We start from the raw sequence: 20,705 nt of genomic DNA on the forward strand, positions 1-20,705 counted from the left end.
GAGAATAATTAAGGCAAGCAGCCAGATGCGCCCGGCGCACAAGGGGACAAAATGAGCACCGATTATCTGCACCAGGAAGAAGTCGCGGCCAACGATCATCTGATCGCCAATTTTCAGGCCTATAGCCAATGGCGCGGCACGCTGACGCATTCGATTGCCCAGCTGTCCCGCTGGCTGAGCGATCAAGACCTGAATGACACGCAAACCACGCTGCGCATTCAGGCCATGATTGAGCGGCTGAAAGAAGACAAACTCAATATCGCCTTCGTGGCCGAGTTTTCGCGCGGCAAATCCGAGCTGATTAACGCGATCTTCTTTGCCCATTATCGCAAGCGGATTTTGCCATCCAGCGCCGGCCGGACCACCATGTGTCCGACCGAGCTGCTGTTTGATGCCAGCAAACCGCCTTGCCTGCAGCTGTTGCCGATCGAAACCCGCGCCGATAACGTCACCACGGTGGAATACCGCCGCTATCAAGACGAATGGCACACCATCGCGCTGAATATCGACGATGCCGATTCGATGCAGGAAGCCTTTAAAGAAATCGGCCGCACCCAGCGCGTCAACATCGAAACCGCCAAGAAATTCGGCCTGTACGATGAAAACGACCCGGATCAGGTCATTACTGTTGACCAACGTGGCGAGGTAGAAATCCCCTGCTGGCGCCACGCGGTGATTAACTTCCCGCACCCGCTGCTGGAGCAAGGTCTGGTCATTCTCGATACCCCAGGGCTGAACGCCATCGGTACCGAGCCTGAGCTGACGCTGAACCTGCTGCCCAACGCCCACGCCATTCTGTTTATTCTGGCCGCCGATACTGGCGTCACCAAATCGGATATCGAAGTATGGCGCAACCACATTGTGCGCAACCAGAGCGGCAAACGTGGTCGCTTGGTCGTGCTGAACAAGATTGATGGCCTGTGGGACGACCTGAAAACCAGCGCCGAAATCGAGCAGGAAATCGCCAAGCAGGTTAAAACCACCGCGGATCTACTCAGCCTGCCACCGCAGCAGGTGTACCCCGTGTCAGCGCAAAAAGCGCTGGTGGCCAAAGTTCAGAATGATGACGCCCTGCTGGTGCAATCCCGCCTCACCGCGCTGGAAAAAGCGCTTTCAGATGATCTGCTGCCCGGCAAGCAAGATATCGTGCGCGATGCCACGCAAAGCGAAGTGGAAGACGTGGTCTCTGCCGTCCGGGCGATTTTGCAAGCCCGCCAGGAAGGCGTGAGCGAACAGCTCACCGAGCTGACCGGGCTGCGCGGCAAAAACCAAGACGTCATCTTGCAGATGATGGACAAAGTACAACTGGATAAAAAACAGTTCGAGCAAGGCTTGGTGCGCTTTCAAGCGCTGCGCTCGGTCTTTACCCAGCAAACCAACAAGCTGTTTTCGCTCTTGGGCAAAGACGCACTGAAAGCCGAAATCGACCGCATTCGCGACCAGATGGAGCGCAGCCTGTTCTCGTTTGGCGATGGCGGCTTGTCGGCCACGATGGATAAATTCTTCATCGATGTGAATGGCTCGATTTCCAAATCTGCAGAGCAGATCGCCGAAATTCAGGCCATGATGGCCGCGATGTATAAGAAATTCAGCGAAGAACACGGCTTGGGCACCGCCACACCGCCACCGTTCTCCACCCTGAAATACCACAAAGAGTTGGCTCGCCTCGAGAAATCATTCCGCGAGCATTTCAATACCGTGGGCAATCTGCTCACCACCAGCCGTGGTCGCCTCACGCATAAATTCTTTGAAACGGTGGCCAGCCGGGTGGTGTATGTGTTTGAAGTGGCCAACCGCGATGTGGAAAACTGGCTGAAAGCCGTGATGGCACCGATGGAAACGCAGGTGCGCGAGCATCAATTGCAGCTGCGACGCCGGCTGGAATCGATCAAACGTATTCACAAAGCCACCGATACGCTGGAAGATCGTATCCTCGAGCTGGAAGAAATCGATCGCCAGTTGGCCGAACAAATGGGTGAGCTCAACGGCCAATTGCGAAATGTTTACACTGCGCTGCAGGCCGAAATGCAGAGCAAAGTGGCATAATCAACCCACGCATTGACCCCAACGCCGCAGCAATGCGGCGTTTTTTATGGGCGCTCGCGCCCACACAAGGAGGAACGCATGGATGATCTGCAACTGGAAATTTGCGCCGGCTCGGTCACATCGTGTCTGGCGGCACAGGAAGGCGGCGCACACCGGGTCGAATTTTGCGACAACCTACTTGAAGGTGGCACCACGCCCTCTTATGGCCAGCTGGCTGCCGCGCGCGATCGGCTCTGGATCACGCTGAATGTCATTATCCGCCCACGCGGCGGCGATTTTCTGTACAGCGATCTGGAATTCGAAGTGATGGAGCGCGATGTGCTGATGTGCAAGAAGATAGGGGTGGATGGTATTGTCATCGGGCTCTTAAACGCCGATGGCTCCGTCGATATACCCCGTACTCAGCGTCTAGTTGAATTGGCCGGGCCGTTGCCAGTGACCTTCCATCGCGCCTTTGATGTTGCGCGCGATCCGCAGCAAGCGCTGGAAGACATTATCCGCTGCGGCTGCACCAAACTGCTGTCGAGTGGGCAAGCGCCCACGGCGCTGGAAGGCGCGGCATTGCTGCGCGAATTGCAGCAGCAGGCTGGCACGCGCCTGCAGGTCATGCCCGGAGCCGGCGTGCGAGCCCACAATATTGCCGAGCTGGTGCGCGCCACTGGCTGCCGCGAATTTCATAGCTCCGGCCGTGCCGCCGCCGCCAGTGGCATGCAGTATTTCAACCCACAGGTCAAAATGGGCGCGCCGGGCCAAGATGAATACAGCCTAGTGGAAACCCGCGCCGAGCTGGTACGCGAATTACTGGCCAATGCGCGCAGCGCGCTGAGCGCCGCCTAAACCTTAAATTACGGCGATGCGGCGCCCTTCGGCGCTGCTTTGCCGAGCCAGATCGAGGATATGCATCACCTCACGGGCTTGATGCCCGGGCACCGGATTAGGCGCCTCGCCCAGAATCGCCTGGCGGATCTGGCGGTAGTAGGCCAGATAATCGCCGGCCGGCAATGGCAATTTATCTACCAGGGTATCGTCGCCTGAGGCTTGTAGAATATCGGCCTGGCGCGTATCCCTACCCCAGGTATCTTGATCTGGCCGGGCGCCGTCTTTGAGCCAGCCTTCCTGATGGTCAAGACCATTGACCTTAAATGCCGCCTGACTACCCTGCACCAAAAAGCGCGGGGTGCCGCCATGCACTAAGGTACCGGCCGAGAGTACGGCGCGCATGGTCTTGTAATGCAGCACCACGTGAAAATCATCGACCGTGAGCGCGCCTTCACGGCGCAAGCTCAAATCGGCGCTCACCGCCTCGGGGGGGCCAAATAATTGCAGCGCCTGATCCACCAGATGCGGGCCCAAGTCATACCAAAGCCCGGCGCCCGGCACATCGGCCTCGCGCCAGCGCGACCGCACCTGTGGGCGGAAACGATCAAAATGGCTGGTAAACGACACAATATGCCCCAAGCGACCCGCCCGTACGCAGGCGGCCAACGCCAGATAATCGCTATCCCAGCGGCGATTGTGAAACACCGAGAGCAAGAGCCCGGCGGCATCGGCTCGCGCCACCAGATCATCGGCTTCGCGCAAATCCAGCGTAAATGGCTTATCGATCACCACATGCTTGCCCGCCGCCAGTGCAGCGCGAGCCAGCGGGTAATGGGTTTCATTGGGGGTGGCAATTACAATCAGATCGAGCCCCGGATGCGTAATCAGGCGATCGGGCTCGGTTTTGATCACACAATCGGGCCAGTCGGCGATCACATCGGCGGGGCGGGAGCTGGCAATCGCCGTGAGCTGCAAACCGGGGCAACTATCAATCAGCGGCGCGTGGATCGTTTTTCCGGCATAGCCATAGCCAATCAATCCGACTTTCAATACTGCGGCATCCGTCACAGCCAACTCCTGCATCAAAACAGCCGCCACTGTATAGCGATTCAGGGCGCGTGTCAGTAAGGTGTTTACGGTGTTTTGCTGCACCGCAACCTCCCTTCAAGCCCGCAATGTGATGTAGTTCAAACAAAAACAAGGCTTTAGCTTTCTTTACCATCACAACCAACGTCAATCCAAGCTTACACGGCGTCAGGATTTGCTCGCCACTGGCTCGCGCAGCATATCCACATGCTCAATGCCATCTTCATCGTAAGGCGCCGAAATCGTCACATAGCCATGCCGGCCATAAAAGCCTTGCAAGTGGGCTTGCGCGCCAATTCGATTGCCTTGTTCCGGATAGCGCTGGGCGGCAAAACGCAGCCCTTCGGCGATCAGCGCGTGGCCAGCGCCAGTGCCGCGCCAAGCCGGCGCCACCACCACACGCCCCAGGGAAGGCTCGGCAAATTTCTCGCCCGGTGGCACTAGCCGCAAGCAGGCGGCCAGCTGCTCACCATCCCACCCCAGCAAATGATCGGCACTCAGATCGAGCACATCCAAGTCGGGGTAGGCGCAGGCCTGCTCCACCACAAACACGGCCTGCCGCAGTTGCAAATAGTGATAGAGGGTTAGCGAATCGAACTCAGGCCAGCGTCGCCATTGCCATTGCAAATCCATCTCGCGCTCCGGGCAAAAGGCTTATTCTACGTGGGCGGCGCCGCTGCCGCAGCCTTAGTGTGCGCGTTGCGGGGCGGCCACCGGCAAGCGCAGGATAAAGCGGGTGCCCTCACCCAGCGTACTTTCCACCCGGATATCGCCACCGAGCACCGAATGCACAATGTTGTAGACAATATTCAGCCCGAGGCCCGACCCCCCTTGCCCCAGTTTGGTGGTAAAGAAGGGCTCGAAAATCCGTGAAAGATGCTCGGCGGGGATGCCACAGCCATTGTCCGCCACCACCATTTCCAGCTCGCTAGGGCTCACCCGCCGCGCTGTAACCGTCACCTTGCCATCATCGCGGCCGGCAAAGGCGTGGTTTTCGGCATTGGCGATCAGATTATTCAGAACCTGCGCCAGTGCCCCGGGGTAGCTATCCAGCCACAATTCGGCCGGCACCTCGCTAGACAGCCGCTCGGCCGAATACAGCACGCTCATGGTTTGCATCACCTGCTGCACAGATTCGGCCAGCTCGAAGCGCCGGCGCTGATCGCTGGTTTGATCCACCGCCACCTGCTTAAAGCTACTGACTAATTGCGCCGCCTGCTGCAAATTGCGCATCAAGATTTGCAAGCCCTGCTCGGTAACCTCAACATATTCGGTGAGGGCTGCTTTGCGCAGCGTTTGCTGCGACAGCTGCTCGGCCAGTTCGCGATTTTTCTCCTGCAAGGTAGAGCCCATGGTGACTCCAACCCCAATCGGGGTATTGAGCTCATGCGCCACCCCGGCCACCAGATTGCCTAGCGCGGCCATTTTCTCTGATTCCACCAGCATGCGCTGGGTGGCTTTGAGCTGGGCGATGGTGTCTTGCAAGACAGCATTGGCCTCGACCAGCTCCCGCGTGCGCTGGGCGACGGTTTCTTCCAGATGCTCGGCATGGTGAGTGACGGCATGCAGATAGCTGGCCCGCTCGCGCGCCGTGGCTGCCACTTGGTGAAAACTATCCTGCCAGGCTCGCGGCACGGATGGCGCTTCGCTGTCGGGCGCGTTTTGCACCCGCCCCACAAAATCTACCAGCCGTAGCGCCGGCCAGGCAAAAAAGTAAGAAATCGCCCACGCCGCGCACAGCAGCAAGGCCAGTAGCCCCACCATCACCAGCGAGGTGGCCTGCTGGGTGCGGGCATTGGCTTGCTGCAATTCCAGTGCTGAAAAATACACCAGCAGATGCCATTGCTTGCCCTTCACCGGCAGCCCCAGCCAATACCAGTTACCGGCCTGCTGAAAGCTGCTGTGCTTGCCGGCCACTAGGCTAGCCAGTGGGATCTGCCGTAAATCTGCCGGGAGTATATCGCCCAACTTAAGGATATCCTTGGCATTCAGCACCATACCCTCATCATCGGCCAGCACATTGCCCACCGAATCGACGACCAGCGCGTGTCCGAGCAGGTTTTGCTCATGCCGCAACACATTGGCGAACATCTTGAGCGTGACATCAGTACCCACCACCCCGGCATACTGCTGCTCGACGTACAGCGGGTGCAATAGGCTTACCATCGCGCCCTTGCCGCCCGCATCATAATACGGCGTCGTCCAGCGCATTTCGCGGTTGGGATTGCGGGTGGGCGACATCAGCTGTACCGGGCGAGTGCCACCGGCATCAAACACTACTTTGAGCATACCGGCGGTATCTTTGGTGCCTGTGGCCTGCCATAGCTCAGGCTCGGCAATATGCGGATAAATTGAAGAAAAGTCTTCGCGCGGCGAGTAGTAATACGACCACTGAAAGAAGGGGTGGGCCTGATGCGTCGCATGCATCAGCGCAAAGGCGCTCATGGCGGCGTCTACTTCCCGCGCCAACTGCGGCTGGCTAAGCGCTTGCGGAGCCACCAGCGCCTCACCCAGTCGTTCGCGCCACCAGGGTTTGAGCTTTTCGCCAATCAACGCCCCACTACCACTGCGGCGCACCCCCTGGCTGCTGAGCTCTTGCCACACAGCGGGCGACCAGCCGAGCGCGGGCTTTTGCAACACATCGGTCATTTGCTGGCCCAAGCGCTGCAAATGGCTGGTGGCCACCTCGGTTAGCTGCTCGAACGACAACCGCTGCTGCTCGGCCCGCGCCTGCGTCAGCGCCAATAGCCGCGCCTCGCCGGCGGCTTCGGTGTGTTGCTGGTAATACCACAGGCCTGCCAGCACGGGCAGCACCATCGCTAGCAAAGAGAGCACAAATTGCCGCTGCAAGCGCCGCAACGGCCGGCCGCTGGCCGGGGCAATGGCAGGAGAGGAAGGGGTATGCATGGCCAGCTCACCAGTGACGGGTCGAACAGCTCAGTTATAGACCGCCCACCTGCCGCGGCCAATAAAAAACCCGGCCAAGGCCGGGTTGGTCGCACAAGGCATCAGCTTAGCCACCGATGCGCTCGCGCCATTTGGCCACTTGCACCAAGACCTGGAATGGCGCGGTGCCACCGACGTGGTTACGCGCGTCCAGCGAACCTTGCAACGTCAGCACTTGCTGCACGTCGTCTTCGATCAGCGGCGAGAAGGATTTCAGCTCCACCAAGGTCAGATCGGCCAAATCTTTTTTCTTCTCTTCGGCGTAACGCACCGCCAATGCCACCGCTTCGTGCGCGTCACGGAATGGCAGACCGCGTTTGACGAGGTAATCAGCCAAGTCGGTCGCAGTCGCAAAGCCTTGCTTGGCCGCGCGTTCCATCGCTTCAGGTTTCACAGTGATGCCGCGCATCATGTCGGCGTAAATACGCAATGTGTCGGTCAGCGTGTCAACGGTGTCAAACAGGCCTTCTTTGTCTTCCTGATTGTCTTTGTTGTACGCCAGTGGCTGGCCTTTCATCAGCGTGAGCAAAGCCACCAGATGGCCATTTACACGGCCGGTTTTCCCGCGCACGAGCTCAGGCACGTCGGGGTTTTTCTTTTGCGGCATGATCGAGCTGCCGGTACAGAAACGGTCGGCAATATCGATAAAGCCGTAACGAGGGCTCATCCACAGGATCAATTCTTCTGACAAACGCGATAGATGCGTCATGATCAGCGCGCCAGCGGCAGTAAATTCAATCGCGAAATCACGATCCGACACGGCGTCGAGCGAGTTTTCGCAAATGCCTTCAAAGCCCAGCAATTTCGCGGTAATGCTGCGATCAATCGGGAAAGTGGTCCCTGCCAGTGCTGCGGAGCCCAAAGGCATGCGGTTCACGCGTTTGCGCGCGTCGGCCAGACGCTCGGCATCACGGCCCAGCATTTCCACATAGGCGAGCATATGGTGACCAAAGGTCACTGGCTGCGCCACTTGCAAATGGGTAAAACCGGGCATCACGGTGCTGGCGTTTTTCTCGGCCAGATCGACCAGCGAATGCTGCAGATCACGCACCAAGCCCAAAATCAAATCAATCGCGCCGCGCAGATACAGGCGGATATCGGTGGCCACTTGGTCATTGCGCGAACGCCCTGTGTGTAGGCGTTTGCCGGCGTCGCCGATTTTATCGGTCAGACGGCGCTCGATATTCATGTGCACGTCTTCCAGATCCAGGCTCCACTCGAAGCGGCCGGCGCGGATGTCATCCAGAATATCGGCCATGCCGCTTTGGATGGCGCGCAGATCTTCATCCGACAACACGCCCACCTGATTAAGCATGCCGGCGTGCGCCAGTGAGCCCTGAATATCGACTTCCGCCATGCGGTTATCAAAAAAGACCGACGCGGTATAGCGTTTCACCAGCTCAGAAACGGGCTCGTTAAAACGGCCAGACCAGGTTTTATTGGCGGAATCAGACATTGCAAGGTTTCCGGAAAATAGATATGAGAAATCAGCGGCGATTATACGGGAAAATCCTGCCCCTCGCGCAGCCGGCGCAGTGCACGCCCACGCCGAAGTGGCGACACTGATACTGCCACAGGTATTAAGCCGCAAGGCAAGATAATCATTGCCTTGGTGGCAATACCCCTAGCCCTGCCGTTGCAAAATCGCCAGCTCGGCCTCGGTAAGAAAACGCCATTCGCCCTCAGCCAGATCAAGATCAGCCAGTTGCAGCTCGCCAATCGCGGTACGCGTCAGCGCCGCACAGTGATTGCCCGCAGCGGCCAGCATGCGTTTCACTTGGTGGTATTTGCCTTGTTCGAGCACGATTTCAATCTCGAATTCGCCCAGCTGGCGCGCACTCAGCGCCGCAATTGGCGCGGGCTCATCGATCAGTTGCACGCCTTTCAGTAGGCTTTGCACGAGTGCCTCATCCACCGGGCGGGCGGTGGTGGCGCGATAGGTTTTCGGCTGATGGCGCTTGGGCGAGCTTTGCGCATGAATAAACGCGCCATCGTCTGATAGCAGCAACAGCCCAGTGGTGTCGTGATCCAGCCGTCCTACCGGCTGCACATCGCGCCATTCCATGTTTTCGGGAAATAAATTCAAAATCGGCGGGTGATGGCTGGGCTTGCGCGAACATTCGTAGCCGCTGGGCTTATTGAGCACCAGATACACTTGCGCGCGGTATTCCCACTCTTCGTCAAACACAGTGAATTTCAGCCCCTCGGGGATGAATTCGGTTTTCCAGCTGGTGACCGTTTCGCCATTTACGGTGACTTCACCGTCTTCGATTAGCTCACGACAGCCTTTGCGCGAACCAAAGCCCTGGCTTTGCAAAATCCGGTCTAAGGAAAGTTTTTTCATACCCTGCATCCTGAATAGTCTACCGCCATTGTAAAGCAGCCACGCGTGGCTTACGACCACGCTGATCGGGGTGATCCCGACTGGCCTGCCGGCGCCGCACCGCTTAGACTGAGGCTTTGCCGATTCAGCGAGTGCACCATGCCGGTAGTTCACTGCACCCTTGAGCGCCATGGCGCCGCCATTTTGGCCATTTTGAACGACGCCATCCTGCATAGTACGGCGCTGTATGACTATCAGCCGCGCAGCAGCGAGCAGATGGCCAGCTGGTTTGCCGCCAAGATCGCCGGCGGCTATCCGGTATTGGGGCTGGAAAACAGCGCTGGCGAATTACTGGGCTTTGCCAGTTATGGGCCGTTTCGGGCTTTTCCGGCGTTTAAATACACGGTGGAACATGCGATTTATGTGGCGCCCGGGCAGCGTGGGCAAGGCATCGGCGAGCAATTATTGCGGCTGATTATCGCCGCTGCCGAAGCCGATCAGCGCCACACCCTGATCGGCGCAATCGATGCCGCTAACCACGCCAGCCTCGCGCTGCATCAGAAACTGGGCTTTATCGAAACTGGGCGCCTGCCGCAGGTGGGGTTTAAATTTGGCCGCTGGCTCGATCTGGTGTTGTGCCAGCTCACACTCAGCACCCCGGCACAGCCGCAAGACGGTTAAATATTACGAAAGCATATTGAAATCGTGGCGCAATCTCTGCATGCTATCAGGTTGTTTGTGAGAAAACCTGCAGGACACCCTAGCATGCCGCACCCCACGCGCCGCTGGCATCCAAAAAAATTGCTACGCAGCAAATGGACCGCCGTACAGCCGAAAGAAAAAGAGAAGCACTTTATCGTTGTGCGGGTCGAAACCGACCCGAATAATATCCAGCGCATGACCGACATCACGCTGGAGGCGGTGTTTACTCGCCGGCACTTTACCGTGCACTGGAGCGAGCTGAGCAACACCGAGCACTGGAAGGTAGGCTGGGTATAGCCCTGCAATCCTTTAAAATAAAAGCCTACAGACCCATACCCACCATGCAGAACAACTTAGCCGCGGGTTTCCACGATCAGCAAGTGGTAGCCAAACTGGGTTTGCACCGGGCCTTGTACTTCATTCAGCGGCGCGCTAAACACCACCTTATCGAATTCCGGCACCATCATGCCCGGGCCAAATGAGCCCAGATAGCCGCCTTGGGCGCTAGATGGGCAGCTAGAATGCTCGCTGGCCACCGCGGCAAAATCCGCCCCGGCCAGAATTTGCTCTTTCAGCGCCAGACATTGGGCTTCGGTATTCACCAGCAGGTGACGGGCGGTAGCTTGAACCATGAAATACTCCTGAGTAGATAGAAAAACAGCGGCACAAGGCCGCTCAGATGGATGGCCAACCCCACTCGCGCAGCGAGGCTCCCCTCAAGGAGGGGACGGGAGGGGTGGGAATAGAACATGAAGGCTGCGGATTGAAAGCCCTATTTCCCAGGCCCGGCTTGGCCGAGACTTGAAGAAGATTGCTCTAGCACTTTGTCAGTAGCCTGAGCAGCACAAGGCCGCTGCGGTTGGGGAATGTATATGGGCGCGGGGCGTTTTTTCAAGCCAAGGCGCGCCTAGGCGCTGTGCGGCTCAAACAAATTCATCGGGCTCAATGGCCGGATCGAAATGATGCAGCACCAGATAATCATCCCAGCCCTCATCGCCCTGGGCGATCGCCATGCTGGCGCGCTGCAGCTGAAAAGCCAGCAGCGAGCCATCATAAATACTGCTTTTCACCTCATCCCACAGCGCCGCCAGATCGTCGGTTTTGTATTCGAAATTCAGATACGGGCCTTCTTCTTCGCCCTCGGTGACCCGCGAACCACGCACCAGCGGGTGCTGCGCCAGTTTGGCAAAAGCCGCCCGCGCCTGCTCCAGATTCAGCGTTGGTACGCGCTGCGGGTGTAGTTGAATCAGCAAAATGCGGGGTTCCATGGGGCGTCCTTGGCGGGCGAAGCAAAACCGACATCCTACCCCAAGCCGCCATCGCTGTGCTTGCCGCCGCGCCGCGCGCATCGCAGAATAAGCCGCATCAATCTGGGAGCAAGCCATGGCACAGTTTCAGTTTTTCATCATTGGGGATGAAATCCTCAGCGGCCGTCGCCAAGATCAACATTTTACTCAGGGGCTACAGGCGCTCCAGCGCCATGGCCATCAGCTGGTGGGCGCGCGCTATTTGCCCGATGATCCGGCCGTGATCGAGGCGGCCTTTGCCGCCACGCTGGCCGCTGGGGCCAATGTGATCAGCTTTGGCGGCATTGGCGCCACCCCCGATGATCACACTCGCGCGGCGCTGGCCCGCGCCGCTGGCGTAGCGCTCAGCCCGCAACCCAAAGCAGTAGCGCTGATCGAAGCGCGCTTTGGCAGCGACGCCTACCCGCATCGCATCCGCATGGCCGAGTTTCCGGCTGGCAGTAGCCTGATTCCCAATCCGGTCAATCAGGTTGCCGGGGCGTGGTTTCGCCAGCATGCGTTGCTGCCGGGTTTTCCCAGCATGGCTTGGCCGATGCTGGAATGGGTGCTGAGCACGCATTTTAGCGATGGCGAGCTGGCCACCGTGTGTAGCGTGGTCGTGCCCGATGCGCGCGAGGGCGATCTGATTACCCTGATGGAAGAATGGGTGCAGCGATATCCGGCGCTGGGCTTTAGCAGCCTGCCCAGCTTTGGCAATGCGCGCCACCCTAGCCCGCATATCGAATTCAGTTTCAGCGGACCGGCCGAGCAAGCCGAGGCGGCGCTGGCGAGCTGGTGTGAGGCGCTGGATGCGCGTGGCCTGGCCTGGTTCCGTCCGGCCCCGGCGCAGTAGCGCTGGCCATGTTTCTAACCTGGGCTAATCGTTTTTTGCCCCTTCGGCGATGGGGGCAAGGGGAATTAAAGCCCTCATCCATCGGCGAGGCACGAATCAACACGCATGGATTACATCACCCCAAATCAGCAGGTATACAGCCGCAAGCCATATAAATAAAAGCCCAGTAGCCTATACCCAAGCCCAATAGCACTACTTCACACGGATTTCATTTGTGCATCGCAGCACATGGGCTTACAGTCAGCTTTTTGCTTGCGGAGAACATCATGTCAGCCCCCCATGCCAAACGCGCCCTGATCATCAGCGGCGGTGCGCCCAATGCCACACTGGTGGCCGGGGCACTGGAAGCCTTTTATGAGCTAGGGGTGCAATTTGATGTGATTTCGATGGCCGGCGCGGGCGCGCTATTGGGGCTGATGTATACCGCGCCGAAAAACGGCGACCCGGTCAGCACCCTGCGCGGGCTGCAGGAAATGGGCATTGCCGACTGGCTGTACCGTGCGTTTCCGGTCAATTTCAAAGTCTTTAACAAACCCGGCCCAATGGCGGCGTGGTATCGCTCGCTCTTAAGCAGCAACCCTTTCCTGCAAGCCGCCCAGCATTGGCCGGCCAGCGATCCGCTGAGCCAGCTGGCCAAAGACAGCGCCAACCTCATGCTCGCCAGTGCCTGCCCCAGCGATCTCACGCCTAATTCGCTGGGCCTGTGCGCCCATGTGCCCTTTGCTGAGCAGCTGATCGATTTTAGCCAGCTGGCTAAAAGCCCCACCGCCCTGTGGATCAATGCCTACAACCTGAGCCAGCGGCGGATGGAAAACTGGTCGCAGATGGAAATCGACCCACCGCGCCTGCAGGCGGCGCTGTCCTTCCCGCTGATTTATCCTCCCACCCAGCTGGGGGATGATTTTTACATCGAGGGCGCGGCGATTGATTGCCTGAATTTCAAAACGCTGATCGAGCACTACCCCGGCGGCATTGATGAGATAGTGATTTTTGATTTACTCGGCGCCGAGCAGCTATTGCGCCAGCCACGCGATTTGTACGATGCGTGGGTGATGTCGATCATCATCCCGCTGGTGGAAATCGCCCGCGATGATGTGAAGCTCTTTGAAGCGCTACACAACCCGCACGGGCAGATTCGCCTGCATAAAGTGCCGCTGCTGGAAGCGATAGCGCCGCAAGATTTACCAGATGTGTTTGACTGGTCGCGCAGCAACCTCAGCCGCCTGTATCAAACGGGCTATGCCACCGCCAAACAATACGCGCAGGCGCAGCTTCGCCACGCTATGACACCGCTTTAATCCGCGCCGCGATCCAGATGCCCACCAGCCCGGCCAGACAGCTCAGCAGCCCCACCCAGCCGTAGTGGGCCAGATAGCCATTGGGCTGCTGGGTAATGATCAGCCCGGCCAGCAGCGAAGCGCAGCCCGAGGCGAAATTTTGCACGGCCGAATTAAATGCCATCAGCCGGCCGCGTAAATGCGGCCGGGTGGCACCGGTGACCAGCGCCGTGGCTGGGATAAAGCGCCCGCTGACAAACACAAAAAACAGCAGGCTAATCGCCAGATGCCAGCCCAGTGGCGCATGGAAAGATTGCGTCACCAGCACAATCGGCAAAAAGCTCAGCACAATTAACGCGGCCACCACATGCCGCTTAGGATAGCGATCACTCAGGCGGCCAATCAGCGGGCGGCTGAAAATCGTGCCCGCGCCACCTACCAGATACACAAACATCAGCTCGCTTTGCGCGATACCGCTGTTGGCAATCATCGTGGGTGCGATAAAGGGGATCACCAGAAAGCCGGACACCATCAGCATCGCGGTGAGCCCCACCGCCCACCAGTGATTGGTATCGGCCAACAGCTCACGGTAGTTATCCAGCCAGTTGGCATTCGGGTCGAGCCGGGCCAGATGAGCGCGCACCGGCGGCACCCACACCAGCGCCGCCAGCAACACCACCACACAAATCCCCGCCAGCGCATAAAACGGCAAACGCCAGCCCGCATGCGCTGCCAGCCACAGGCCCAGCGGCACGCCAGCAACGGCCGAAAGTGAAAAGCCCAGCATCACCCAGCTCATGGCCTGCCCGCGCCGCTCGGGCGGAATCACATCGCCCACAATGGCCATACAGATCGAGCCGAGCACCCCACCAAAAATCCCGGCCAGCACTCGCGCCAACAAGAGCCAGTGAAAGTCGGTCGCCAAACCGCAGGCCAGCGTGGCCACAATCAGCCCGGCATAGCAACCCAGCAAGCTATGGCGGCGGTCAAACCGATCGGCCTGCGACGAGGCCAGCAAGGACGACGCCCCCGCGGCCAGCGAATAGGCCGAAACCAGCAAACCAAACTGTGCGGTGCTGATTTTCAGCTCGGCCATCAGGTAGGACGCCAGCGGCATCATGATCATGAAGTCGGCAATGCAGGTAAACATCACCAGCATCAGCACCAGCAAGAGGCCCAGCTCTTGGCGCGCATTCATCGGTCTTGGCATCGCGTACTCCTGATGAGGTTGGCAGGGTATCTTAACAGAAGCCAATCAGATTAAAGATTACAAGGGCATACTACTTGGATGTATCAGGGGCTAGCTCATCAAGACTGCCTCGGATCCAGGCGAGTGACCAAGAGCTGGTCAATGCGGTGCTGATCGATATCCACCACCTCGAATTTAAACCCGGCATGCTCAACCGCATCGGTACGCTTGGGCACTTTGCGCAGCATATACATCATAAAACCGGCGATGGTTTCGTATTGCTCGTCATCGGGAAAATCGATCATCAATACCCGTTCCAGATCGCCAATCGCGGTCACCCCATCCACCAGCCAAGAGTGCTGATCACGCTGCACGATCAGCTCTTCATCCAGCGCCACGCGCTGATCGCCCATGATGGCGCCGGTGACATCATTGAGGGTAATCAGCCCCACCACCAGCGCATATTCATTGATGATCACGGCAAAGTCTTCTTTGGCGGCGCGCAGCTGGGTCAGGATTTCGGCCAGCGACAGTGCCTCGGGCAGCACCAGCACATTGCGCAGCAAACCATCGCCGCGCAGGGTAATGGGCTGGCCTTCCAAGAGGCGCTGCAAGATATCGCGCGAATCGACATAGCCCAAAATCTGGTCAATCTGCCCCAGACACACCGGGTATTTATCATGCGGATGACTCAAGAGTTTGCGCTTGATGGTTTCTTCGCTGTCCTGGCGGTCAAACCAGATAATGCTGTCACGCACGGTCATGGTCGATGGCGCGGTGCGCTCTTCGAGTTCGAACACGTTTTCGATCAGCTGCTGCTCTTGCGCCGCCACCCGGCCGGTTTTGGCGCCTGCCGCCGCCATAGCCAGAATATCATCGGCGGTAATGTCATTGCCGCGCGCGGCCGGTAAGCCCAGCAAACCCATTACCCGGTTGGCCAAGCCATCAAAAATGATAATCAGCGGCCGCAGCAGCCAGACGCACCATAAAATCGGCCGCACCACCCGCACCGCCATTTGCTCGGAAATCACCATGCCGATGCGTTTGGGCAGCAAATCGGCCAACAGTACAAAGCCGGCGGTGACCAGCAAAAAGGCGCCCAGCGAGCCAAACGTTTGCGCCTGCTCGGCGGGTAAAAACTGCCCGAACCAGCGGGTGAAGGTGGCCGAATACACGCTCTCGCCCAAAACACCGGCCAAAATCGCCACGGCGTTTACACCGATCTGTACCGCAGTAAAAAAGTGCCCGGGTTGGGCCAAGAGCTCGAGCACTTGCGCGGCGCGTGGGTCGCCCTCATCGCGCATTTGCTCCAGTTTGACTTTACGACTGGCGGCCAGTGAAATTTCGGCCACCGAAAAAAACGCGCTGCAGCTAATCAGCAGCAAAATAATCAGGGTGCTTCCCAGCATGAGTCAGACTCAGTAATGACGATGCTTTCAGCATACCGCAGCGATGATGGCTTTTCTGTGTAATTAGTCCAGCGGCACCAAGGTCAATGGGGGCTTGACGCTAGCCTGCGCCAGCGGGCGCAGCTGCAATAGCATCCGCTCATAGCAGGCGCGCAGCGGGCTATCAGGCGCCAGCCGCGCCATCAGCCGGCATAATTGGGCCACAAATTCTTCGCGGCTTAGCTCACGCACATCCACCGCGCGCTCATCCCCCCACGGATCGCGCGCAGGGCGCACAGGCGCCACAGTTTGGGGGCCTTGCAACGGTTCATCATCACCCGCTAGTAATTTATCGAGCCAGGTACGCATGGGTCCATTTCCAGTTTTTTCTGTTTATACCCAAGATGTTAACAAAGCTAGCCGCCCACGACTGTCAACAATTGTCATCGCCTAGCGCAAGAAAAAGCCGCCGCCGGGGTAGTCAGCCGGCGGGTAGCCTGCTACACCAAAAGAGAGGCAGCCCGCAGAGCTTGCCCTTTCTGCCAGGAGAACATCATGACCCAGCCGCATGGCCGTATTACCATTTCCTCCCGTATCGATTTTGTCCGGCTGGCCTCGGAACAAATCAGCGATACCATCTTGGTACTGCTGTACGACGTCACCGACGAACGGACCAGCAAAGGGCGCAGCACCTTGGTGACCTATCTGAAAGACATCGGCATGAACACCGTAGCCGAAGCGATTGAAGCGCATAAATCGATTGTGATGTTTGAGCTGGCCGCCGAGGCGGTGAACGTATGGCAACAGATCAATGATCACACCAATGCCATTGGCGCGCATATCTTCTGGCGCGGCTTGCAAGACGACGCCGTGCACCATGCGCTGCTGCAAGCGCGGCCAAAGGAAATCAGCCCATTGGTACATGCCCATTAATACCCCTACCGGGTATTAACTCCACAGGGCGTACTGACAATCCCCAGCTGACAATACCCTTGTAAGGTAGCAAGATGCAGCATTCTCAACAGGGTGAGCGATCACCCTGTTGTCATTTTTGCCGCTGATGAACGTGTCATTGTTACTTCACCAGTTGTACATCCACCCCGTACGCTATTACACAAGGTTGCAATAGCGATCGTTCTTTTCATCCACGCGCCGGCGCTGGCCGGAAAGCAGGTTAACCATGCTGAAAGCACACCCCCGCGGGCTTTATCTTTTGTTTGCCACCGAAATGTGGGAGCGTTTTTCCTACTACGGCAATCGTGCCCTGTTAACGCTCTTTATGCTGTCGGCCCTCTCGTTCGACAAACACTTCACCGCCGCCCTGTATGGTCAATACACCGGGCTGGTTTTTCTCACCCCGCTGATCGGTGGCTATATCGCCGACCGTTTCTGGGGAAATCGCCGCTCGATTATGGTGGGCGGGATTTTAATGGCCGCCGGCCAGTTTTCGCTGTTTGCCGCCGGTAGCGTTTACCAGCAGCTCAATCTCGCCATCCCGCTGTTTTATCTGGGCTTGGGGCTGATTATTCTGGGCAATGGCCTGTTTAAACCCAATATTTCCACCATGGTCGGCCAGCTGTATAGCGCGCAAGATCAGCGCAAAGACGCGGCCTACACCATTTTTTATATGGGGATTAATCTGGGCTCGTTTATGGCACCGCTGATTTGCGGCACGCTGGGCGACACGGGCAATCCGGCGGATTTCCGCTGGGGCTTTTTCGCCGCTGGCACTGGGATGCTACTGAGCCTGCTGATCTTTGGTTTGCTGCAAAATCGCTATCTGCGCGACCCGGAAGGCCACGCCATTGGGATGGCGCCAGCCCAACGCAGCCAAACTCAAACCGCCAACCATCAAGAGCCACTCACCCGTGCCGACTATGACCGGATGCTGGTGATCGGCGTGATTTCCTTCTTTGTGATCTTCTTCTGGGCTGCATTTGAGCAGGCAGGGGTATCGCTGACTTTCTTTGCCAATGAAAGCCTAGACCGCGAGATTATGGGCTGGACCGTCCCCACCTCATGGTTCCAATCGCTGAACCCGGTGTTTGTCCTGCTGTTTGCGCCTTTGCTAGCGCAGCTGTGGGTGAAGCTGGCCAAACACGATCGCGAGCCGGCCTCGCCGACCAAAATGGCCTATGGTCTGTTGCTGCTGGCTGCGGGTTTTCTGGTGATTGCGCAAGCGGTTGATCAGGTCGGGCCGGGGGTTAAAATCTCGCTCTTTTGGTTGGTAGCGATGTACTGGCTGCATTCCATGGGTGAGCTGTGCCTGTCACCGATTGGCCTGTCTTTGGTCAATAAACTTGCCCCAGCCAAATTTGCCTCGCTGCTGATGGGGGTATGGTTTCTCTCCACCGCCGCCGCGAACTGGTTTGCCGGTGTATTGGCTGGGTTCTATCCAGAAGCCGGCAAAGCCGCACCGAGCTTTTTGGGCTGGCAGATTCACTCGCTGAATGATTTCTTTATGCTGTTTGTGATTATGTCGTTCACCGCCGGGGCGCTGCTGCTGCTGACCACCGGCCAGCTGCAAAAACGCATGCACGGCGTAAACTAAGCCGCGCCAGCGGTAATCTTCCCGGCAGGGGCGGGTACTATGTCACGGCATAGCCCCCGCCCCTGCGGCATTATCGGGGTATGCGCGCCGCTCTATTGACCCTCCTTCTGCTCACTCTGCCTGCTGCTGCACAGGCCAGCTGCAAAGCCTTGCACGGGCGAGATTTCCGCCTGAGCAATGGCATCCTTTTAAGCCATTTGCATGGTGATTTGTTTCGCGCCCCGGGCTTAAGCGCCGATACCTATAACGTCCAAATTAAGTCGCGCAAATATGTGCTGATGCGGGTGAGCTACGAACAGTTCAAGTGCTTTGACTAATCATCTTCCGGTTATATCGACATAACCAATCCGTCTAATTCCATCTAAAGACTCTGGCTATACTGCGCAGCATTGCTTTGCGAGCCCTAGCCATGAAAATCCGCCACCCCGATCTACGCGATACCGCCGAAAACCGCGAACACGCCGCACTGGGCCTACCACCGCTGGATACCGCCATCGAAGTAGAGCGCCGCTTCTGGCAGCGTAAGCGCTACCTTGGTCTGGCTTTACTGATTCTCGTGAGCCTGATCGGCTACACCCTGCAGCACGCCGAATTAGGCTGGCAAACCAGCTTTGCCAGCGGTGCCGAGCGGGTGCTGACCTCGCCCATGTTCTGGGCGGCGGTAGGAGTTGGCTTTGCCGCCCAGGCCATCGATGGCGCGCTGGGCATGGCCTATGGGATTAGCTCCAATACATTTTTGATCGGCATCGGTGCCACGCCTGCCTCGGCCTCGGCGGCGGTGCATGTGGCCGAAGTCTTCACCACCGGTTTTTCCGGGCTGTCGCACCTTAAATTTGGCAATATCGATCGGGCGCTGTTTAAGCGGCTGGTCATCCCCGGCGTACTGGGCGGCGTATTGGGCGCCTACCTGCTCACCAGCATTGATGGCAAAGCCATCAAACCCTTTATTGCGGCGTATTTGCTGCTGATGGGGCTGTATATCCTGCGCAAAGCATGGCTAGCGGCCAAGCCTAAAGCCAGCTCCGGTGAAATCCGTCATGTGAGCAAACTGGCGCTGCTAGGCGGTTTTGTTGATGCGGTTGGGGGTGGCGGCTGGGGGCCGGTCGTAACCAGCACCTTGGTGGGCCGTGGCAACGATCCGCGCCGCACCATTGGCACCGTAAATGCCGCCGAGTTTTTCATTGCCTTTAGCACGGCTGGCGCATTTTTGCTGTGGGCCGAGATGGATCACTGGCTGCTGGTGGCCGGCCTGATCGTGGGTGGCCTGTTTGCCGCGCCATTTGCCGCCTGGCTATGCCACAAGCTGCCAGCCCGCAGTCTGCTCTGGCTGGTGGGTACGCTGATTTCTGCGCTAAGCGTGTTTAATCTGTATCAGGCGCTGCGCTAAGCGGCACGGGCGAGCGGGCAGCCAGCTCGGCCGCCAAACAGGCGGGGCACCAACAGCTTGCCGCTGCGCTGGGCACCGCCAGCACCGGTGGATATTGCTGGCACCAGCATGGCTGCTCCGCCACGGCCCCACAGCTAAACTCCGCCCCGCAGCGACTACACTGGTTCACTGGCTGGCCTCAGCCAGTAAATCATCCACTAGCTGAGTGACTGCGCCGGTCAAAGCCTGGATCGAACCGGCAAAATCCCAGGCTTCGTCACTGATCGCGACCGGATTGGATACCGCGCGTAGCTCAAAAAACCGCACCTGCTCTGCCAAGCAAACCTGAAAAAATGCCGCGCCTTCCATGTTTTCTAAATCAACCCCGCTCGTCTTCACAAACGGCGCCATCGCGGCATTGAGCGAATTGCTGTGCGCCAAAGGCCAGCGCGGCTGCGGCGGCTGATGCGGTGATACCCAGCGCGGCATACGGGTGAAATCCATCTCCAGGGGCAGATCGGCCAACTGCACAAAGCCTTGCGGGGTAAAAAAGCCCAAGTCGGCCTCACATTCACTCTGCACCAGCGCCACTTCGCCCAGCTGCAGGGCCGAGCCTGGGTACACCCCGGCAATCCCCGCCAAAATCAGGCAATCAGGCTGTGCGCGCATAATCGCCCGCAGCGTATTGGCCGCAGCCGCACTATGGCCCACCCCGCAAATCGCGACTTCGACCCGAGAATCGGCAAAAAACTGCGCCTCGGTGGCTGTGGGAAATAAAACCGTGATTTTCATGCTGGGCACACCTTGGCAAGGCTATGGCGAGAGCTGCATTTTAACGAGCCGGCTTGCTGCGCAGCAAACGCAACAAGCGTG

At 58.4% G+C, this 20,705-nt stretch carries 22 protein-coding genes; 10 read left to right on the plus strand and 12 right to left on the minus strand.

Features of this window, described 5'->3' with window-relative positions; translation table 11 throughout:
- Positions 1-51 precede the first annotated feature (51 nt).
- Both QV747_RS03885 and QV747_RS03890 read left to right on the plus strand, forming a co-directional pair.
- On the plus strand, positions 52-2,046 hold the full coding sequence (locus QV747_RS03885) for a dynamin family protein (protein ID WP_051259022.1): 1,995 nt from the start codon (positions 52-54) through the stop codon (positions 2,044-2,046).
- A 78-nt stretch (positions 2,047-2,124) separates the two neighbouring features.
- Positions 2,125-2,883 (plus strand): copper homeostasis protein CutC, encoded by a 759-nt coding sequence (locus QV747_RS03890; RefSeq protein ID WP_273429655.1) that lies wholly within the window; start codon positions 2,125-2,127, stop codon positions 2,881-2,883.
- A 3-nt stretch (positions 2,884-2,886) separates the two neighbouring features.
- Here the strand turns inward: QV747_RS03890 and QV747_RS03895 are convergent, their stop codons facing one another.
- The 5 genes from QV747_RS03895 to QV747_RS03915 all read right to left on the minus strand — a co-directional run bounded on the left by QV747_RS03895 (position 2,887) and on the right by QV747_RS03915 (position 9,241).
- Positions 2,887-4,017, minus strand: a complete 1,131-nt coding sequence (locus QV747_RS03895; RefSeq protein ID WP_273429653.1) for an oxidoreductase — start codon at positions 4,015-4,017, stop codon at positions 2,887-2,889.
- A 102-nt stretch (positions 4,018-4,119) separates the two neighbouring features.
- Positions 4,120-4,584 (minus strand): GNAT family N-acetyltransferase, encoded by a 465-nt coding sequence (locus tag QV747_RS03900; protein ID WP_273429651.1) that lies wholly within the window; start codon positions 4,582-4,584, stop codon positions 4,120-4,122.
- A gap of 54 nt (positions 4,585-4,638) precedes the next feature.
- Positions 4,639-6,858 carry an ATP-binding protein gene (locus QV747_RS03905; RefSeq protein ID WP_273429649.1) on the minus strand — a complete coding sequence of 740 codons (2,220 nt, stop codon included), beginning with the start codon at positions 6,856-6,858 and terminating at the stop codon, positions 4,639-4,641.
- A gap of 106 nt (positions 6,859-6,964) precedes the next feature.
- Complete coding sequence (gene argH / locus QV747_RS03910; RefSeq protein WP_273429647.1) at positions 6,965-8,353, minus strand: argininosuccinate lyase; 1,389 nt, start codon at positions 8,351-8,353, stop codon at positions 6,965-6,967.
- 168 nt (positions 8,354-8,521) lie between these two features.
- Positions 8,522-9,241 (minus strand): pseudouridine synthase, encoded by a 720-nt coding sequence (locus tag QV747_RS03915; protein WP_047396953.1) that lies wholly within the window; start codon positions 9,239-9,241, stop codon positions 8,522-8,524.
- A gap of 138 nt (positions 9,242-9,379) precedes the next feature.
- Here QV747_RS03915 and QV747_RS03920 point away from each other — a divergent pair, with 138 nt between their 5' ends.
- Positions 9,380-9,901 carry a GNAT family N-acetyltransferase gene (locus tag QV747_RS03920; protein WP_273429643.1) on the plus strand — a complete coding sequence of 174 codons (522 nt, stop codon included), beginning with the start codon at positions 9,380-9,382 and terminating at the stop codon, positions 9,899-9,901.
- Positions 9,902-9,985: 84 nt separating this feature from the next.
- Positions 9,986-10,219, plus strand: a complete 234-nt coding sequence (locus QV747_RS03925) for a TIGR02450 family Trp-rich protein (RefSeq protein ID WP_028450422.1) — start codon at positions 9,986-9,988, stop codon at positions 10,217-10,219.
- A gap of 56 nt (positions 10,220-10,275) precedes the next feature.
- Here QV747_RS03925 and QV747_RS03930 read toward each other — a convergent pair whose 3' ends face one another.
- Both QV747_RS03930 and QV747_RS03935 read right to left on the minus strand, forming a co-directional pair.
- Complete coding sequence (locus QV747_RS03930) at positions 10,276-10,554, minus strand: peptidylprolyl isomerase (RefSeq protein WP_028450423.1); 279 nt, start codon at positions 10,552-10,554, stop codon at positions 10,276-10,278.
- 291 nt (positions 10,555-10,845) lie between these two features.
- On the minus strand, positions 10,846-11,190 hold the full coding sequence (locus tag QV747_RS03935) for a hypothetical protein (protein ID WP_028450424.1): 345 nt from the start codon (positions 11,188-11,190) through the stop codon (positions 10,846-10,848).
- A 115-nt stretch (positions 11,191-11,305) separates the two neighbouring features.
- On the opposite strand from QV747_RS03935, the gene QV747_RS03940 reads away from it, so the two are divergent.
- Together QV747_RS03940 and QV747_RS03945 are read left to right on the plus strand one after the other, a co-directional pair.
- Positions 11,306-12,061, plus strand: a complete 756-nt coding sequence (locus tag QV747_RS03940) for a molybdopterin-binding protein (RefSeq protein ID WP_273429639.1) — start codon at positions 11,306-11,308, stop codon at positions 12,059-12,061.
- Between the two features lie 266 nt (positions 12,062-12,327).
- A complete protein-coding gene (locus tag QV747_RS03945; protein ID WP_273429638.1) occupies positions 12,328-13,359 on the plus strand; it encodes a patatin-like phospholipase family protein in 1,032 nt (343 codons plus the stop codon).
- Here QV747_RS03945 and QV747_RS03950 read toward each other — a convergent pair.
- From QV747_RS03950 to QV747_RS03960, 3 genes are all read right to left on the minus strand, one after another.
- On the minus strand, positions 13,343-14,548 hold the full coding sequence (locus tag QV747_RS03950; RefSeq protein WP_273429636.1) for an MFS transporter: 1,206 nt from the start codon (positions 14,546-14,548) through the stop codon (positions 13,343-13,345). The genes QV747_RS03945 and QV747_RS03950 overlap by 17 nt on opposite strands.
- A 98-nt stretch (positions 14,549-14,646) precedes the next feature.
- The gene (locus tag QV747_RS03955; protein WP_034619741.1) at positions 14,647-15,936 is read right to left on the minus strand and encodes a hemolysin family protein; all 1,290 of its coding nucleotides are present in this window, start codon (positions 15,934-15,936) and stop codon (positions 14,647-14,649) included.
- A 63-nt stretch (positions 15,937-15,999) separates the two neighbouring features.
- Positions 16,000-16,284, minus strand: coding sequence for a hypothetical protein (locus QV747_RS03960; protein ID WP_047396790.1), 285 nt, complete (start codon positions 16,282-16,284; stop codon positions 16,000-16,002).
- A gap of 186 nt (positions 16,285-16,470) precedes the next feature.
- On the opposite strand from QV747_RS03960, the gene QV747_RS03965 reads away from it, so the two are divergent.
- The 4 genes from QV747_RS03965 (at position 16,471) to QV747_RS03980 (ending at position 19,853) form a co-directional block, all read left to right on the plus strand.
- Complete coding sequence (locus QV747_RS03965; protein WP_028450428.1) at positions 16,471-16,848, plus strand: hypothetical protein; 378 nt, start codon at positions 16,471-16,473, stop codon at positions 16,846-16,848.
- Positions 16,849-17,095: 247 nt separating this feature from the next.
- Entirely contained in the window at positions 17,096-18,466 is a 1,371-nt protein-coding gene (locus QV747_RS03970) for a peptide MFS transporter (protein ID WP_273429631.1), read from the plus strand.
- An 80-nt stretch (positions 18,467-18,546) separates the two neighbouring features.
- A complete protein-coding gene (locus QV747_RS03975; protein ID WP_273429629.1) occupies positions 18,547-18,783 on the plus strand; it encodes a hypothetical protein in 237 nt (78 codons plus the stop codon).
- A 92-nt stretch (positions 18,784-18,875) separates the two neighbouring features.
- Positions 18,876-19,853 (plus strand): sulfite exporter TauE/SafE family protein, encoded by a 978-nt coding sequence (locus QV747_RS03980; protein WP_273429627.1) that lies wholly within the window; start codon positions 18,876-18,878, stop codon positions 19,851-19,853.
- Here QV747_RS03980 and QV747_RS16595 read toward each other — a convergent pair.
- Both QV747_RS16595 and QV747_RS03985 read right to left on the minus strand, forming a co-directional pair.
- Positions 19,828-20,022, minus strand: coding sequence for a cysteine-rich CWC family protein (locus QV747_RS16595; protein WP_373317282.1), 195 nt, complete (start codon positions 20,020-20,022; stop codon positions 19,828-19,830). The two genes, QV747_RS03980 and QV747_RS16595, sit on opposite strands and share 26 nt — an antisense overlap.
- Positions 20,019-20,624, minus strand: coding sequence for a purine phosphorylase (locus tag QV747_RS03985; RefSeq protein WP_273429626.1), 606 nt, complete (start codon positions 20,622-20,624; stop codon positions 20,019-20,021). The genes QV747_RS16595 and QV747_RS03985 overlap by 4 nt, the downstream gene beginning before the upstream one ends.
- Positions 20,625-20,705 lie beyond the last annotated feature (81 nt).

The organism is uncultured Chitinibacter sp., from assembly GCF_945957625.1.
GTDB lineage: Bacteria > Pseudomonadota > Gammaproteobacteria > Burkholderiales > Chitinibacteraceae > Chitinibacter > Chitinibacter tainanensis.

Coding starts and splice junctions, on each gene's coding strand:
- QV747_RS03885 (WP_051259022.1), top strand. CDS start 52: ATGAGCACCGATTATCTGCACCAGGAAGAAGTCGCGGCCAACGATCAT.
- QV747_RS03890 (WP_273429655.1), top strand. CDS start 2,125: ATGGATGATCTGCAACTGGAAATTTGCGCCGGCTCGGTCACATCGTGT.
- QV747_RS03900 (WP_273429651.1), bottom strand. CDS start 4,584: ATGGATTTGCAATGGCAATGGCGACGCTGGCCTGAGTTCGATTCGCTA.
- QV747_RS03905 (WP_273429649.1), bottom strand. CDS start 6,858: ATGCATACCCCTTCCTCTCCTGCCATTGCCCCGGCCAGCGGCCGGCCG.
- argH (WP_273429647.1), bottom strand. CDS start 8,353: ATGTCTGATTCCGCCAATAAAACCTGGTCTGGCCGTTTTAACGAGCCC.
- QV747_RS03915 (WP_047396953.1), bottom strand. CDS start 9,241: ATGAAAAAACTTTCCTTAGACCGGATTTTGCAAAGCCAGGGCTTTGGT.
- QV747_RS03920 (WP_273429643.1), top strand. CDS start 9,380: ATGCCGGTAGTTCACTGCACCCTTGAGCGCCATGGCGCCGCCATTTTG.
- QV747_RS03925 (WP_028450422.1), top strand. CDS start 9,986: ATGCCGCACCCCACGCGCCGCTGGCATCCAAAAAAATTGCTACGCAGC.
- QV747_RS03930 (WP_028450423.1), bottom strand. CDS start 10,554: ATGGTTCAAGCTACCGCCCGTCACCTGCTGGTGAATACCGAAGCCCAA.
- QV747_RS03935 (WP_028450424.1), bottom strand. CDS start 11,190: ATGGAACCCCGCATTTTGCTGATTCAACTACACCCGCAGCGCGTACCA.
- QV747_RS03940 (WP_273429639.1), top strand. CDS start 11,306: ATGGCACAGTTTCAGTTTTTCATCATTGGGGATGAAATCCTCAGCGGC.
- QV747_RS03945 (WP_273429638.1), top strand. CDS start 12,328: ATGTCAGCCCCCCATGCCAAACGCGCCCTGATCATCAGCGGCGGTGCG.
- QV747_RS03950 (WP_273429636.1), bottom strand. CDS start 14,548: ATGCCAAGACCGATGAATGCGCGCCAAGAGCTGGGCCTCTTGCTGGTG.
- QV747_RS03955 (WP_034619741.1), bottom strand. CDS start 15,936: ATGCTGGGAAGCACCCTGATTATTTTGCTGCTGATTAGCTGCAGCGCG.
- QV747_RS03960 (WP_047396790.1), bottom strand. CDS start 16,284: ATGCGTACCTGGCTCGATAAATTACTAGCGGGTGATGATGAACCGTTG.
- QV747_RS03965 (WP_028450428.1), top strand. CDS start 16,471: ATGACCCAGCCGCATGGCCGTATTACCATTTCCTCCCGTATCGATTTT.
- QV747_RS03970 (WP_273429631.1), top strand. CDS start 17,096: ATGCTGAAAGCACACCCCCGCGGGCTTTATCTTTTGTTTGCCACCGAA.
- QV747_RS03975 (WP_273429629.1), top strand. CDS start 18,547: ATGCGCGCCGCTCTATTGACCCTCCTTCTGCTCACTCTGCCTGCTGCT.
- QV747_RS03980 (WP_273429627.1), top strand. CDS start 18,876: ATGAAAATCCGCCACCCCGATCTACGCGATACCGCCGAAAACCGCGAA.
- QV747_RS03985 (WP_273429626.1), bottom strand. CDS start 20,624: ATGAAAATCACGGTTTTATTTCCCACAGCCACCGAGGCGCAGTTTTTT.